The sequence below is a fragment of the uncultured Rikenella sp. genome, from assembly GCF_948810725.1.
Classification (GTDB): Bacteria; Bacteroidota; Bacteroidia; order Bacteroidales; family Rikenellaceae; genus Rikenella.
Genome location: NZ_CAQIVA010000001.1, coordinates 198,939 through 213,430, shown reverse-complemented (window position 1 = coordinate 213,430; position 14,492 = coordinate 198,939). Strand labels below are relative to the sequence as shown.

11 protein-coding genes are annotated in these 14,492 nt (G+C 55.2%); 5 read left to right on the top strand and 6 right to left on the bottom strand.

Annotated features, from left to right (window positions below; translation table 11 throughout):
- Nucleotides 1-12 precede the first annotated feature (12 nt).
- The 3 genes from Q9S52_RS01085 to Q9S52_RS01075 all read left to right on the top strand — a co-directional run bounded on the left by Q9S52_RS01085 (nucleotide 13) and on the right by Q9S52_RS01075 (nucleotide 4,656).
- Entirely contained in the window at nucleotides 13-1,638 is a 1,626-nt protein-coding gene (locus Q9S52_RS01085; protein WP_297624906.1) for a CTP synthase, read from the top strand.
- A gap of 10 nt (nucleotides 1,639-1,648) precedes the next feature.
- Nucleotides 1,649-3,559: a membrane protein insertase YidC gene (gene yidC, locus Q9S52_RS01080; RefSeq protein ID WP_297829217.1), complete on the top strand. Its 1,911-nt coding sequence runs from the start codon at nucleotides 1,649-1,651 to the stop codon at nucleotides 3,557-3,559.
- Between the two features lie 485 nt (nucleotides 3,560-4,044).
- Nucleotides 4,045-4,656 (top strand): HdeD family acid-resistance protein, encoded by a 612-nt coding sequence (locus tag Q9S52_RS01075; protein WP_304707813.1) that lies wholly within the window; start codon nucleotides 4,045-4,047, stop codon nucleotides 4,654-4,656.
- A 71-nt stretch (nucleotides 4,657-4,727) separates the two neighbouring features.
- On the opposite strand, the gene Q9S52_RS01070 is transcribed toward Q9S52_RS01075, so the two are convergent.
- Nucleotides 4,728-6,506, bottom strand: a complete 1,779-nt coding sequence (locus Q9S52_RS01070; protein WP_304707811.1) for a glycoside hydrolase domain-containing protein — start codon at nucleotides 6,504-6,506, stop codon at nucleotides 4,728-4,730.
- Between the two features lie 229 nt (nucleotides 6,507-6,735).
- Between Q9S52_RS01070 and Q9S52_RS01065 the strand changes: the two genes are divergently transcribed.
- Together Q9S52_RS01065 and Q9S52_RS01060 are read left to right on the top strand one after the other, a co-directional pair.
- A complete protein-coding gene (locus Q9S52_RS01065) occupies nucleotides 6,736-9,183 on the top strand; it encodes a PQQ-binding-like beta-propeller repeat protein (protein ID WP_304707809.1) in 2,448 nt (815 codons plus the stop codon).
- On the top strand, nucleotides 9,176-10,747 hold the full coding sequence (locus Q9S52_RS01060; RefSeq protein ID WP_370648979.1) for a sulfatase: 1,572 nt from the start codon (nucleotides 9,176-9,178) through the stop codon (nucleotides 10,745-10,747). Before Q9S52_RS01065 ends, Q9S52_RS01060 begins: the two co-directional genes overlap by 8 nt.
- Nucleotides 10,748-10,825: 78 nt before the next feature.
- Here Q9S52_RS01060 and Q9S52_RS01055 read toward each other — a convergent pair whose 3' ends face one another.
- From Q9S52_RS01055 to Q9S52_RS01035, 5 genes are read right to left on the bottom strand one after another with little or no spacing between them, the layout of a single operon-like run.
- The gene (locus tag Q9S52_RS01055) at nucleotides 10,826-11,311 is read right to left on the bottom strand and encodes a GNAT family N-acetyltransferase (RefSeq protein ID WP_304707807.1); all 486 of its coding nucleotides are present in this window, start codon (nucleotides 11,309-11,311) and stop codon (nucleotides 10,826-10,828) included.
- 13 nt (nucleotides 11,312-11,324) lie between these two features.
- Nucleotides 11,325-11,912 carry a helix-turn-helix domain-containing protein gene (locus Q9S52_RS01050; RefSeq protein WP_304707805.1) on the bottom strand — a complete coding sequence of 196 codons (588 nt, stop codon included), beginning with the start codon at nucleotides 11,910-11,912 and terminating at the stop codon, nucleotides 11,325-11,327.
- A gap of 11 nt (nucleotides 11,913-11,923) precedes the next feature.
- Nucleotides 11,924-12,745 (bottom strand): glycosyltransferase family 2 protein, encoded by an 822-nt coding sequence (locus Q9S52_RS01045; protein ID WP_297624884.1) that lies wholly within the window; start codon nucleotides 12,743-12,745, stop codon nucleotides 11,924-11,926.
- Between the two features lie 16 nt (nucleotides 12,746-12,761).
- Nucleotides 12,762-13,583 carry a glycosyltransferase family 2 protein gene (locus Q9S52_RS01040; RefSeq protein WP_297624881.1) on the bottom strand — a complete coding sequence of 274 codons (822 nt, stop codon included), beginning with the start codon at nucleotides 13,581-13,583 and terminating at the stop codon, nucleotides 12,762-12,764.
- A gap of 3 nt (nucleotides 13,584-13,586) precedes the next feature.
- The gene (locus Q9S52_RS01035; protein WP_297624878.1) at nucleotides 13,587-14,489 is read right to left on the bottom strand and encodes a glycosyltransferase family 2 protein; all 903 of its coding nucleotides are present in this window, start codon (nucleotides 14,487-14,489) and stop codon (nucleotides 13,587-13,589) included.
- Between the last annotated feature and the right edge of the window lie 3 nt (nucleotides 14,490-14,492).

The window sequence follows — 14,492 nt, the reverse complement described above, 5'->3', positions numbered from 1 at the left end:
GATGACATTTCTATGAAATCACAGACCAAATACATTTTTGTAACCGGCGGGGTCGCTTCTTCGCTGGGGAAAGGGATTATCGCGGCGTCGCTGGCCAAGTTGTTGCAGGCCAGGGGATATTCCGTGACGATCCAGAAACTCGACCCATATATCAACGTCGATCCGGGAACGCTCAATCCGTATGAACACGGCGAATGTTACGTGACCGAGGACGGGGCGGAGACCGACCTGGACTTGGGACACTACGAACGGTTCCTCGGGCGGCCGACTTCACAGGCCAATAACGTCACTACCGGGCGGATTTACCAGAGCGTCATCAACAAAGAGCGGCGCGGGGAATTTCTGGGAAAGACGGTTCAGGTGATTCCGCACATTACGGATGAAATCAAGCGCCGCATTCAGTACCTCGGAGCGAAACATAAGTACGATGTGGTGATTACCGAGATCGGCGGTACGGTGGGGGATATCGAATCGCTGCCCTACATCGAGTCCGTGCGGCAGCTCCGGTATGAACTGGGGTTCGGGAACACTTTGGTGGTGCACTTGACCCTGATTCCTTATATGCGGGCGAGCGGCGAGTTGAAGACCAAGCCGACGCAACACTCGGTCAAACAGTTGCAGGAGAACGGGTTGCAGCCGGATATCCTCGTGCTGCGGTCGGAAATGCCGCTGACCGAAGAGGTGAAGCGGAAAGTCGCTCTGTTCTGCAACGTGGAACCGGACGCGGTGGTGGCATCGCTCGACGTGCCGACCATTTACGAAGTGCCGCTCATGATGCTCGACCAGAAGCTGGATATCGTCTCGCTGCGGAAGTTGGGACTCGATACCGAACGGCCGATCGACCTCGAAAAATGGCGCGATTTCGTCGATCGGGTCAAACATCCGGACAACGGGACGGTGCGGATCGCATTGGTTGGGAAATACACCGAACTGCCGGATGCCTATAAATCGATTTGCGAAGCGTTTGTACATGCCGGAGCGACCAATCATGTCAAGGTGAGCTTGCAATACGTGAACTCGGAAAAGATTACGCCCGAAAATGTGGCTGCCACCTTGGGTGATATGAGCGGGATTCTCGTGGCGCCGGGCTTCGGACATCGGGGATTGGAAGGGAAGATCACGGCGGTACGTTATGCGCGGGAGAACGGTGTTCCGTTCCTGGGGATTTGCCTCGGGATGCAGTGCAGCGTGATCGAATACGCCCGGAATGTCCTGGGGTTGGCTGAGGCCAATTCCACCGAAACGGGGGCGACGCCGGATCCGGTGATCGACCTGATGGAAGAACAGAAAGGGATTACGGAAAAGGGTGGAACGATGCGCCTCGGGGCCTATCCGTGCCGGTTGCAGGAGGGATCGCACGCCTATGCGGCATACGGAAAGGCAGATATCTCGGAACGGCATCGGCATCGTTACGAATTCAATAACAAATACAAAGACGCCTTGGCGGCGGCAGGGATGATTGCCACGGGGATCAACCCGGATACCAATCTGGTAGAGGTGGTCGAAGTCGAGGGACACCCGTGGTTCGTCGGCGTGCAGTACCATCCGGAATATAAAAGCACGGTCATCCATCCGCATCCGCTTTTCGTCGGATTTGTGGCAGCGGCCATCGATTATCGGGATAACAAGCAGAAATAGCGTTTCATAGATGAATAAAAACACACTGATCGGTTTGCTGATTATCGGCGTACTCTTGTTCGGGTTCAGCTGGTACAACAACAAACAATACACGGAGCGGTTAGCGGCGCAACAGGAACAACAGCGGATCAACGACTCCATTGCACGGGCCGATGCGCCGGCGGGGCAACAAGGGTTGGCCACGGACGAAAGTTTCAACCAGGGGAGCCTGATGCCGGATACGGCAGCAGTGAATCCGCAGGCACCGGCGGTGGGAACCGTGCTGGGTGGTGGTGGCGGCATATACAATGCCCAATTGGTCGGAAAAGAGGAGTTTTACACCCTCGAAAACGATCTTTTCGAGTTGACATTCTCGAATAAAGGGGGGCGGATTGCAGCGGCACGGCTCAAGGAGTACAAGCGGTATAACGGAGAGCCGCTGATGCTCTTCACCGAAGCGGGTTCGCGGTTCAACCTGAACCTCTTCGCACCGATGCAGATCAATACCGCCGACTTCTATTTCACGCCTCAGACGGTTTCGGATTCCGTAATCGCCTTCCGGCTCTATGCGGACAGTGCGAAGGCTTCCTATCTGGAATATCGCTATGCGATTCGGCCGGACAACTATCTGGTGGACATGAAGATCGACCTCTCGCACTTCAAAGGGAAGATTGCGCCGAACCAACCGGATATGACGTTGGCATGGAACATCGTCTCGCCGCAGGAAGAGAAAGGGTTCCAGAACGAAAACAACTATACGACGATCGCTTACAAATATCCGGGCGAGAGCTCTATCGAGGAGCTCGGCATGTCCACGGGGACGAAAGAGGAGAATATCTCGACGAAAGTCCAATGGGTGGCTTTCAAGCAGCAGTTCTTCTCATCGATCATCGTCGCCAATGACAACTTTGCTACGGCGGCTTTGAAATACAACACCTTCCCGCCGACGGACGACAACATCAAGGATTTCTCGGCAGCGATGACACTCCCCTACTCGGCTTCGATGACCGAAGGGTATGACCTGCAATTCTACTTCGGGCCGAATAAATTCTCGGTTTTGAAGCAGTACGGAGATTTGGAGTTCCAGAAACTCGTGCCGCTGGGCTGGTGGATTATCGGATGGATCAACCGGTATGTCGTCATTCCCGTATTCGATTTCCTGGGGAGTTACATTGCCAACTTCGGCATCGTTATCCTGATCCTGACGGTGCTGATCAAGTTGTTGATCTTCCCGCTCACTTATAAATCGTACCTCTCGACGGCGAAAATGCGGCTCTTGAAACCGGAGATCGACAAACTGAACGAAAAGTATCCCCGCAAAGAGGATGCGATGAAGAAACAACAGGCGATGATGCAGCTCTATAAGTCGGCCGGGGTCAATCCGATGGGCGGATGTCTGCCGATGCTGATTCAGTTTCCGATCCTGATCGCCATGTTCCGCTTCTTCCCGGCGGCGATCGAGTTGCGGGACAAATCGTTCCTCTGGGCGGACGACCTGTCGTCGTATGACAGCATCTGGACTTTCCCGGACGGTTTCAGCATTCCGTTCTATGGCGATCATGTCAGTCTGTTCGCTTTGCTGATGGCGGTTTCGCTCTTCATCACTTCGAAAATCAACTATGCGCAGTCGGCGGGGATGAGCAACCAGCAGATGCCGGGGATGAAGTTCATGATGCTCTATCTCATGCCGGTTCTGTTGTTGGTTTGGTTCAATAACTACTCGGCGGGGCTGTGCTATTACTACTTTTTGTCCAATCTGATCACCATCGGGCAGACTTATGCGTTCCGGTATATCGTAGACGAGAAAAAGTTGCATGCCCAGATGATGGAGAATACGAAAAAGCCGATCAAAAAGTCGAAATGGCAGATGCGTCTCGAGGAGATGCAGCGGCAACAGGAGGCGTTGCGCAAACAGCAGCAGCAACGTGGCGGTAAACGATAAATTCTGTCTTTGCCCGGGAGGGTACTGTTCTCTTTGTGAACAACCGACGCTGCCAGCGAGGGCAATGCAAACATAGTTTGCAAATTGCCGAGCGGCGAGGAGGAACCGAGTAGCGTACCGAGAGCAGAGACCGTTTACGGGCTTTGCCGAGGTAGCACGAGGAAGCCGAAGGCAACGCGTAGCCAAACTTTAGAGCGCATCCCTGCGGGATGCTCTGGCCGTGTCTGCCCTTGGGTTGGGCTGGATTTTCCGGTGTGGCGCGCTATTATGTGGCGAACTACCTTTAAGCGCGCCCACCAGGAAAATCACAGCCCAACGAAACAAGGCGGAGAAAACACGTGGTCGGCCCACCGGGACGACCTCTGCAAAAGTTCTTTGCGCCGCTTTCTTACAAGAAAGCGGCAGTTCCATGCGGGTAGACACGGAATAACCAAGTCTTGGCGCGGTTTTTGTTAAAATTCGGATAAAACTTAATTTACATCAGAATGGAAAAGACTATAAGAACCTATAATGCTCTCTTGTGGGGTATTGTAGCCGTGATTGTCGGACTCGTGATGATCGTTTGGTCCGTCAGGATTCTACAATGGGGCGTTAAATTGATCGGTGTGGTCGCCATCGTGATCGGAGTCGTTCAATTCGTCAGCTTCATCGTGCGTACCAAAGGAATGGCAGACCGGTGGAAATACCTTCCGATTGCCGCCCCGATTGCCGTGATTTGGGGGACACTGTTACTGCTCAGTCCGGAACTGTGGACGAACCTCTTCCTGATTCTTTTCGGCGTACTCTTGATTTTCTTGGGGCTCTATCAGTTGGTCTCGATGTACAAAATCAAGAAAAACGGCGTGAAAGTACCCGGGTTCTACTTTTTCTTTTCGATTTTGCTGATGGTAGCCGGGATTTTCGCCGCCGCACAACCGACCTATATGGCCTCGTGGTTCATGACCTTTATCGGAGCTTGGATTCTGGCCTATGGTGTGATGGAAATTTTCAGCTACTTCACCTTGCGGGCTCCGTTGGAAGGACACGAAGCTCCGGTGTCGCAGGAAAAAGAAGAGACCAAGGCGGTGGACGAAGAGGTGAAAAAGATCGAAGAATAAGCCTTGGGAGATTGAAAATAAGAAAGGCCTCGGAAAGTTTTCCGAGGCCTTTCTATTGCTCAGTACGCGAATTATAACGCATTCAATAATGCGTGCAACTCCGCCACCATCTCCGTAGCCGATTGGCCGCTCGCCGCCAAACCCTCCGGAGTGAATTTGGCCACCGTCCGATTCAATTTGTCGAGCTTTTCGGTCGCCCCTCTGGCCCCTAACTCCGCCCGCAGCCGGGCGATTTTTTCGCAATCCTGAAGCCCCTCCACCAGACGTTCGAAACGGATGCTGCTCCGCGGCCCCGGATAGATGCTGTAGGTGTCGCCCGCCGCCCAGCTGCGGAAACGCGAATCGCGCAACGGATCGGTTGTCCAGCTGTTGACCGCCCAACGCAAATACCCGTCATATCCTCCGGCCACGGCATGAAACACCGTCCACGCCGCTTCGGCCGGCGCCGAGAAAGTGAACGTATTCGGGAAAGCCTCCGTACAACACGTATAAACGGTACTGATCTGTCCTCTCCGTTCGCGTTCCGCCTTCACCTCTTTCGGGAACTGCTGACCATACGGAATACTCAGGTAGTAGAGGTCGGACTCGATCTCCGGATGGTAGTTGCCGGCCAGCGTGATTTTGAATTCCGGATCCGTCTCCCGAATCAGCTTGATCGCTTCGCGCATCGCCTCCATGGGCCGTTCGTCCATCGAGATCGCCGTCTTTTCGAACCACCCTTTTTCACGCAAATGGCGGGCAAAATCCTTCAGAAAAACTCCCCAGTACTCCGTATAAGCCGCATCGCCCGGTTTCGCCTCGACAAACTGCACCCGGTTGGTCGCCTGGTCGTAATAGTCGAACCGTAAATCCCACGGAATCATCGTGTAGCAGTTGATCATCTCGTCGATTCCCACCTCGTTCATCATGAATTCGACCCATTTGTCGAAGACCGTATAGTCGTAGCTCCACGTGCCGTCGATCCGTTTGATCCGGGTAATCATGCTGTCGAAATGATCCTCCGTCTGTCCGTTCCACGGTTTGTACATGATGCTGGTCGTAATCGCCCGCTGTCCCGCATCGGCCAACATCCGCATCAGTGGAAGCATCGCATCGAAGTGCGCCCGGCTCCAGAGCGGCACCTGATAATACCGTGCGACGGCATACGGATTCTGCCACAAATCGAGGTGGAACGCCCATTTTTTCGGTTCGGGCAGCGTCCGGGCCAGCACCTCGACTTCGAAAGGCAGGCTCAGCGGCTTGAAATTCGCTCCCGATACGGTCAGCGTCCCTCTGTAACGTCCCGCCCGGACATCGGTCGGAACCCGCAGGCTCAACCAGATCGGACGTGTCGTGCAGGCTTCGATATCGAGCACTTTGTTGATATCCAGCACATCGGCTACCAGCGACGAGTCCCAATCCGCCTTGTTCGGCCGGTGTCCGCAACCGCCCTTGCCGTCTTTGTTGAGCTCGTCGGTCATCACATAGCGCACGAAATGAGGCGTCACGTCTTCCGAAGGAATCACCGACGACCCGTTTCGCAACTCGCTCACCGTTACTTTCACCTCTTTCAACGCCTCGCGCGTCCAAAGCACCGCCTGCGCATGGATCCGCTCGCCTTTCCAGGCTTTCAGCCGCAACCGACCGATCTTTTCGACCGTCGGGAGATTCTGTTTCGCGTACCGGATATCGGTGCTGCCCCACCCCAGCCGAACCGGAGCCGACATCCGCTCCCACACCTCCCGACCGTCGTGGGCCCGGGTGTCGGTCAGCTCTTCATAGGCGCCCAACGGCGAGTCGTCCGTCTGCTGGCGGGCAAAAGAGGTCGTTCCGCAAAGGAATAAAAGAGAAAAAATCAGGGTATGTTTCATAAAATGAATGGGTTGGTTTTTAATTCGGGCGGCGGCTCTGTACAAAGACCTTCGAACCGTCGTCAAAAGCAAAGATACGGAGGAAAAATGATTCCGGCTCAAAATCGACCCCTCGCTGCCGAATCCTTCCCTCCGGATAGTCGCCCGCACACCTTGGCGATTGTTCCGTAAATTAGTAACTTGCAAAAATTTTGGAGCCAGGCTTCGGATATTTTACTAACCCAAAACCATGAAAAAACTTTTTATTACAGCTCTTTTGTGTGCTCCGCTGTTCGCAGCCGGACAGCTACGGGGAACCGTTTACTACGATGCCGACGGAAACGGCGTGCGTAACGCCACCGAGCGCGGTATGGCCGGTGTATCGGTCAGCAACGGTCGGGAGGTGGTCAAAACCGCCGCCGACGGTTCGTTCGAGTTGCCCGACGATCCGAAGGCCCGCTTTGTAACCGTTACGACGCCGTCGGGCTACCGACCCGGCGAGACGCACTACCTGAAAATCGTTCCCGGGACGGGAAGTTACGATTTCGGGCTGGTGAGGAACGGCCATACCGGCGCATTCGAATTTATCCAGATCACCGACACCGAGACTCCGACGCCGAAGGAGTGGATCGACGATCTGAAGGACTATGCAGCGGCCAATTCGACCGCTTTCATTATGCACACGGGCGATATTTGCTATATGCCGGGACTCGATTTCCATGCCGCGAACGTGCGGAACGGGCAGATGGGTATACCGATGTACTATACGATCGGGAATCACGATCTGGTGCGAGGCGATTACGGCGAACAGTATTTCGAAGAGCGATTCGGGCCGACGTGGTACTCTTTCGAGGTCGGTAACGTCCATTTTCTGGCGCTTCCGATGCTGGGCGGCGACCATGCCCCTTCGTACAGCAAAAAGCAGGTGCTGGAGTGGATCAAAAACGATCTGGCACAGACCGATCCGGATAAGAAGGTCATCATGTTCAACCACGATCTTTGGTTTCCGGGCGACGACTTCGTGATTCGCGCCGGGGGCGATAGCATCGACATGAAGCGACATAACCTCGTTGCCTTTATCTATGGACACTGGCACAGCCAGTATGCCAAGGAGTCGGGCGGCGTGATGACCTATTGCGCATCGACTCCGGACAAGGGCGGGATCGACCATTCCCCGGCCTGCTTCCGGGTGATCAGCGTGGATGCCGAGGGGAATCTGTCGGAGAAGACGCGGGCACGATATACGAATATTCCGGGTACGCTGACCCTGGCGCTGCCGGCGCAGCACGATACGCTTGCGGCGGTGAACGGTACGATTCCGGTGCGGGTGAATGCCTATCGGACTGCGTCGCCGGCTACGGCGGTTCGGGTAGCGTGGGTCGATGGAGCGAAACGAGGCCGGTGGGTGTCGCTGGTGCCGCAGACCGACTGGGGCTGGAGCGGCACGCTGGCTGTCGGTCATCGGAAAGGGACCCAAAAGCTGGTCACGGAGGCGGATTTTGCGGATGGTACCCGACTGGTGGAACACCGCAGTTTCGTGGTGGCCGATGCATCGGTTACGGTGACTGTCGGTGCGGATTGGGCCAATCTGGGCGGTGCGGCGACCCATAAGGGGATAGCCGAAGGAGGTGCTTCGTCGGCGCCGCGCTGCGTCTGGTCGCAGAATGCGGGCGGAAATATCTTTATGACTTCGCCGGTGGTGGGCGACGGGCGGGTGTTCGTGGCCACGATCGACGACGACAACCTGAAAAAATGTGCCGTAGTGGCTTACGATGCGACGACCGGACGGGAACTCTGGCGCTTCAAAACCGACAATTCGGTGAAGAATACGATGGTTTACAGCGACGGGCTGGTGCTGGCCTGCGACGCTTCGATGCGGCTCTATGCCATCGACGGGGAGAGCGGGGAGCTGGTTTGGGACAAAAAGCTGACATCGAATATCCTGCCGGAGAATCTGCATGGTTTGGCGGTGGTAAACGGCGTGGTCTATGCGGGACAGGGCGGAAATTTCGCGGCTCTGCGGGTGAAAGATGGCTCGGTGCTTTGGAAAAACGAGGCGTGGAGCGGCGGAGAAGGGACGCAGTCGACGACGACCGTGGGCGAGGGAATCGCGTTGGTGTCGTCGCACTGGAACGGCCTGTTTGCACACGATGTGAAGGACGGGCGGCTGCTGTGGAAAAAACAGGACTCGAAGATCCGTTTCCGCGATGGTTCGGCGACGATCTACGACGGGAATATCTATCTGGCCAGTCGCGACGAGCTGTTTTTGATCAATCCGCGGTCGGGCGATATCCTGAAAAGTGCCGTACAATCGGGCATGACGTTCGAGGGGGCTTGCGCGCCGGTGGTAACGGATCGGATGGTCTACGTCGGGACGGCGGACAAAGGGGTCGTCGCGTTCGACCGGAAGAGTTTCCGACCGGTGTGGAATTTCCTGACAAGACCGGCCTTGTTCTACACGGTTCCTTATTATCAGGACTTTCAGAGTTCGGTAGAGACCTCGCCGGTGCTGATCGGTGAAACGCTGGTGTTCGGGGCTTCGGACGGATACCTGTACGGGGTCAATGCCGAGAACGGTCGTTTCCTGTGGAAACGGAACCTCGGGGCGCCGATCTTCTCTTCGCCCGCGGTGAGCGGCGATGCACTTTACGTGGCCGACTTCTCAGGAAACATTTACTGTCTGAAAATCAATGAATAGCTTTATGGTAAATAAATCGTTGCTTTTGGTGCCGATGAGTCTGTCGGCTTTCGGAGTTTCGGCGAAAAACAAACCCGACACGGGCTGCGATAAACCGCTGAACATCATTTACATCATGACCGACGACCACTCGTTCCAGACCATCAGCTGTTACGACGGTCGCTATAACCGCACGCCGAATCTCGACCGGCTGGCCCGCGAGGGGGTACGGTTCGGAAACAGCTTCGTAACCAACTCGATCTCCGGGCCCAGCCGGGCGGTGCTGGTGACGGGGAAACACAGCCACAAAAACGGTTTTCTCAAAAACGAGGGGGGGCAGCCGTTCGACGGTTCGCAGCAGACTTTTCCGAAACTGTTGCAACAAAACGGCTATCAGACCGCTTTGATCGGGAAATGGCACCTGTTCAGCACCCCGACCGGTTTCGACCATTGGGAGATACTGCCGGGACAGGGATCGTACTACAATCCTGACTTCATTACCTCCGAAGGGACGCACCGCGAACACGGCTATGTGACCAACATCATTACGGACAAAGGGATCGACTATCTGGAAAACCGCGACAAGTCGAAGCCGTTCTGTCTGATGCTGCACCACAAGGCGGTACACCGGATATGGATGTCCGACACGTGTGACCTGAGGGAGTTCGAGGATCGGACTTTCCCGGTGCCGGAGACTTTCTGGGACGACTATGCCGGACGACCGGCGGCGGCTGACCAGGAGATGAGCATCGACAAGGATATGGACTTGACCTACGACCTCAAGATGCTGGACAGCACGATCCTGACGCCACTCAAAGGGGCTTACGTCTGGGGCGAGCGGGCGCGGATGACGCCGGAGCAACGGGCGCAGTGGGACAGCGTCTACCAGCCTCTGATCGACCGTTTTTTGGCCGACAGCCTATCGGGAAAGGAGCTGGTGGAATGGAAGTTCCAACGCTACATGCGGGATTATCTGAAGAGTGTCAAATCGCTGGACGACAACATCGGTCGGTTGATGGAGTACCTGGAAAAAGAGGGGCTGCTCGAAAATACGCTGATCGTGTATGCGTCGGATCAGGGATTCTATATGGGCGAACACGGCTGGTTCGACAAACGGTTCATGTACGAGGAGTCGCTGCGCACGCCACTGTTGATACGGCTGCCGGACTGTTGGAAAGGGGTCGAACGTGGACGAGTGGTTCGCGAGATGGTGCAAAATATCGACTATGCGCCGACTTTCCTGACGCTGGCCGGGGCGACGGTGCCGGAGGATATTCAAGGCGTTTCGCTGGTGCCGCTGCTGAAAGACGAAAAGCCGAAGAGTTGGCGCGACGCGATCTACTACCACTATTACGAGTTCCCGGGCGAACATCATGTTCGTCGGCATTATGGTGTGCGGACGGATCGCTACAAGTTGATCCACTTCTACGGCGACGATATCGATACGTGGGAGCTCTACGACCTGAAAACCGATCCGACGGAGTTGCATAACCGGTACGACGATCCGAAGTTGGCGAAGGTGCGGGCCCGTATGCACGAACGGTTGGAACAGCTGCGGGAGCAGTACGACGATCGGACGGAGTAGGCCGCAAGGAAGATAAGATACGAATCGGGGCGACATTTCTTTTCAGAAAATGTCGCCCCGATTATTTTCCTACAAAAATCAAAGAATCAGTTCCCAAAATCCGACATCGAGCCATCTGTCAAACTTCCACCCCACCTCGGTGAAATGGGCCACTTTGCGAAAATCCAACCGTTCGTGCAAAGCCACACTGGCCGTATTGGGCAGCGTAATGCTCGCCACCGCCACATGGAGGCCCGCCGTCCGCAATCGTCCGAGCAGTTTGGCGTAAAGCTGGCTGCCGATTCCCTTTCCCATCCAGTCGCGGTGCAGATAGACGGTCGTCTCCACCGTCCGGTCATAGGCTACGCGCGTACGCCAAGTATCGGCATAACAATACCCCAGGACTCTTCCCCCCTGCTCATAAACGAGGTAAGGAAAACGCGCCGCAATAGTCTCGATCCGCTTGCGCATGGCCGGCAGGGCGATCGCCTCGTTCTCGAAGGTCACGACCGTATCGGTTACATAATGGTTGTATATTTCGCAGATGGCGGCCGCATCTTCGGCCGGTCGTACCGGACGTATCATATCCCAATCGTCTTTAATATGGTGTGTAGAGCATAGCCAGCACGCGTGCCGGTGCAGCGGTCTCGTTGGCCAGAAAATGAGGGACCACGGAGTTGTAATAGATACTGTCTCCAGCCTCCAAGCGATGGATTTCGTCTCCGTAGTAGAGCGTCACTTCGCCGTCGAGCACGTACAGAAACTCTTCGCCCGAATGCTCCGAGCGGAGTTGCGCAGTCGCACTGGAGTTCATCCGGCCCGGCAAAACGTCTACGATCAGCGGCTCCATGTGCCGGTCGGCTTTCCCTTGAGCCAAGGCATAAAAAGCGAGATGGCCGCTCCGTTCGGCTTCGTTGCCGACAAATGCGGGATGGTTCTCCACTTCGCTCTTCCGCGCCACGACGGCCGCGCGCTCCTCTTCCCCCTTCCCGCCCCACAAGGTGCCGAGCTTAGCCCCCATAGCGCGCGAAAGCCGAATCAATATGCCTAACGACGGGTTGGCCTGATTGTTTTCGATCTTCGCCAGCTTGTCCGCATCGATTCCGGCCCGTTCCGAGAACTCTTCGATCGTGATGCCGTTCTCTTCGCGCAGCTGGCGGATGATCTGACCGATAATGGCTAACATAAGCGATTGATTTAAAGTTCCGACAAATGTTTATCTATCCCGTTGTCGCAACGAACTTTATCCGGATCGTTTTTGACCGTTTTCAAAATGGCTTCGTTGATCTGTAACCGGTCGTCCGACGATAACGGATGCCACATGTGATAAGCGATTCCGCCCATCTTCAGGATCTTTTTCCGCACCCCGTTGTGCATCATCCGAAAAGCCATTTCAGCATCTTCGGCTCCCCATCCGGTTATGTCTTCGTTGAACCCGTTTACGGCGACCAAATCGGCTTTCCAATAAGCGGTGTTGCATCCGCGAATTCCTCGTTCGGCTTTTTTGCCGAATCGTTTTGTCAAATAGTGTCGCAACCAGCCGATTCGCAAACCGTTGAACCAAAATCCTATTTTCCCGTCTCTCAAACGCGGTAATTCCTGAGTGCCTTCTAAAATCCGCCGGGTAACCTCTTCCGGCAGCAAAATCCGGCTGCCGCATACGAAATATCCCCGTTCCGCCATCTCCAGGTGGTCGGCCATGAAATGGCGTTCGAGTATAATATCTCCGTCGGTTTGAATGATATACTCTCCCGTTGCTTGCGCCAACGCTTTGTTGAGAATCTCGCATTTCCGAAAACCGTCGTCCGGGTGCCAAACGCGTCGAATCGGAATCGGGATCAGCGTTCGTATCTCATCGATCAACTGTCGGGTTTCGTCCGTCGAGCCGTCGTCGGCAATCACCACCTCGTCCGGCAACACCGTCTGGCGCGCTACGCTCAGCAATGTCTGACGAAGATAATCCGGTTTGTTATAGGTCGAGATCAACAAAGTCGTCGTAAAGTCACAGCCGGGTTGCATAGCGGACGAGAAATTATTATTGTTTGTCATTCAAATATTTATCGATTCCGTTTTCGCATCTGGTTATCCCCTCGGTTTTTGTCCGGGTGTGGATATTCTGATTGGCAGCGAGGCGATCACGAGAAAGAAACGGATGCCACAAGTGATACGCGATTCCGCCGAATTTGAGCATTTTATTTTTGACACCGCCGTTTCTCATTCGATGAACGATTTCGCCGTCTTCAGCGCCATAGCCCACGATATCTTCGTTATAACCGTTAGCTGCAATCAGATCCTGTCGCCAGAAAGCCATGTTACATCCTCGTATATGAGTAGCTTTCCGATCATACCGTTTTGACAGGTAACGTCCGAGCCAACCGATACGGAAACTGTTGGCAAAACTACCATGCTGCGAGCCGAATAATCCGCGGAAGCGGGAAAAACCTTTATTCAATATCCGTTCCGTCGTTTTCGGCCCGAGGTAGACCCGGCTCCCGCACACCAACCATCCGTGCTCCGCGATGGCCGTATGATCGGCAACAAAATGACGACCGAGAACAATATCACCGTCAGTTTGTATGATGTATTCCCCTTTTGCGGCAGCGATAGCTTTGTTCCGAATCTCGCTGAGTCGAAATCCGGTATTCGGATGCCACACATGCTGAATCGGAATCGGAACGATCAACCGCATGTCGTCGATCAACTGTCGGGTTTCGTCCGTCGAGCCGTCGTCGGCAATCACCACTTCGTCCGGCAACACGGTCTGGCGCGCTACGCTCAGCAATGTCTGACGGAGATAATCCGGTTTGTTATAGGTAGAAACCAATAAAGTTACCGTAAAATCGCGTTTCCTCTTCATAACTTATTCTTCTTTCGGAAAACCGTAAGATGTCCAGACGCTTTTCGTACGGGCCGTCTCTTTTCGAATCGCCCGGTTCCGCTCCCACGCCTCTTCGTGCACATATCCCCGTCCGTGTTCCAGATGCAGCAACACGGCCGAATAGCGCACCTGTCGCCCTTTGATGCCTGCATTCATCAGCCGTTCGCCCAGTTCCCGATCCTCACCCCCGTATTCCATCCGCTCGTCATAACCTCCGATACGGAGCAAATCGGATTTCCAACCCGAAGCGTTCCCGCCGTTCCAAGTCGCCCCGGCCGGTGTCACCGCATTCAAAAAAGCCGCCCAACCGGTCGAAGTCGTCAGTTTATTGTTCCGGAACGATTTCTTCAATCCGTGCTCTTTGAGCCAATCGCGATCGAAACAGCGTCCGGTGAGGATATCCTCTTTGCCGATCAGCCGGGAGAGCTCCATCGGCAGCCTCACCGCTCCGCCCGACAGGAAACAGCCGGGACGTCGCAATCGGAGATGGGTCGCCAGAAAATCGCTCCGCGGAATACAGTCGCCGTCCGTCACCACGATATACTCGCTCCGTGTGGCGAGTATGCCCCGATTGACGATGCGGCACTTCCGAAATCCCGTGTCCGTCTGCCAAACGTAGCGCAGCGGAAAGGTCAAATGGGGGGTCATCCGATCCAGCATCTGCCGCGTCCGTTCATCGGAACCGTCGTCGGCAATCACCACTTCGAACCGCCCGCAACTCTCGCTCTGCACCTCATATCCCCACAAAACCTTTTCGAGCCACTCCGGCTGGTTATAAGTCGAAACGACAACGGAGATTTCAGGCTTCGTGCCTGAAATCTCCGGGATGTAGTCGTACACCACGACCGCCTGCGGGTCGGATGTCGTATAGTCGGGTACCGTCATACG

Excerpts from the sequence above, each read along its gene's own strand:
- Q9S52_RS01085 (WP_297624906.1), top strand. The coding sequence starts at position 13 with ATGAAATCACAGACCAAATACATTTTTGTAACCGGCGGGGTCGCTTCT.
- yidC (WP_297829217.1), top strand. The coding sequence starts at position 1,649 with ATGAATAAAAACACACTGATCGGTTTGCTGATTATCGGCGTACTCTTG.
- Q9S52_RS01075 (WP_304707813.1), top strand. The coding sequence starts at position 4,045 with ATGGAAAAGACTATAAGAACCTATAATGCTCTCTTGTGGGGTATTGTA.
- Q9S52_RS01070 (WP_304707811.1), bottom strand. The coding sequence starts at position 6,506 with ATGAAACATACCCTGATTTTTTCTCTTTTATTCCTTTGCGGAACGACC.
- Q9S52_RS01065 (WP_304707809.1), top strand. The coding sequence starts at position 6,736 with ATGAAAAAACTTTTTATTACAGCTCTTTTGTGTGCTCCGCTGTTCGCA.
- Q9S52_RS01060 (WP_370648979.1), top strand. The coding sequence starts at position 9,176 with ATGAATAGCTTTATGGTAAATAAATCGTTGCTTTTGGTGCCGATGAGT.
- Q9S52_RS01055 (WP_304707807.1), bottom strand. The coding sequence starts at position 11,311 with ATGATACGTCCGGTACGACCGGCCGAAGATGCGGCCGCCATCTGCGAA.
- Q9S52_RS01050 (WP_304707805.1), bottom strand. The coding sequence starts at position 11,912 with ATGTTAGCCATTATCGGTCAGATCATCCGCCAGCTGCGCGAAGAGAAC.
- Q9S52_RS01045 (WP_297624884.1), bottom strand. The coding sequence starts at position 12,745 with ATGCAACCCGGCTGTGACTTTACGACGACTTTGTTGATCTCGACCTAT.
- Q9S52_RS01040 (WP_297624881.1), bottom strand. The coding sequence starts at position 13,583 with ATGAAGAGGAAACGCGATTTTACGGTAACTTTATTGGTTTCTACCTAT.
- Q9S52_RS01035 (WP_297624878.1), bottom strand. The coding sequence starts at position 14,489 with ATGACGGTACCCGACTATACGACATCCGACCCGCAGGCGGTCGTGGTG.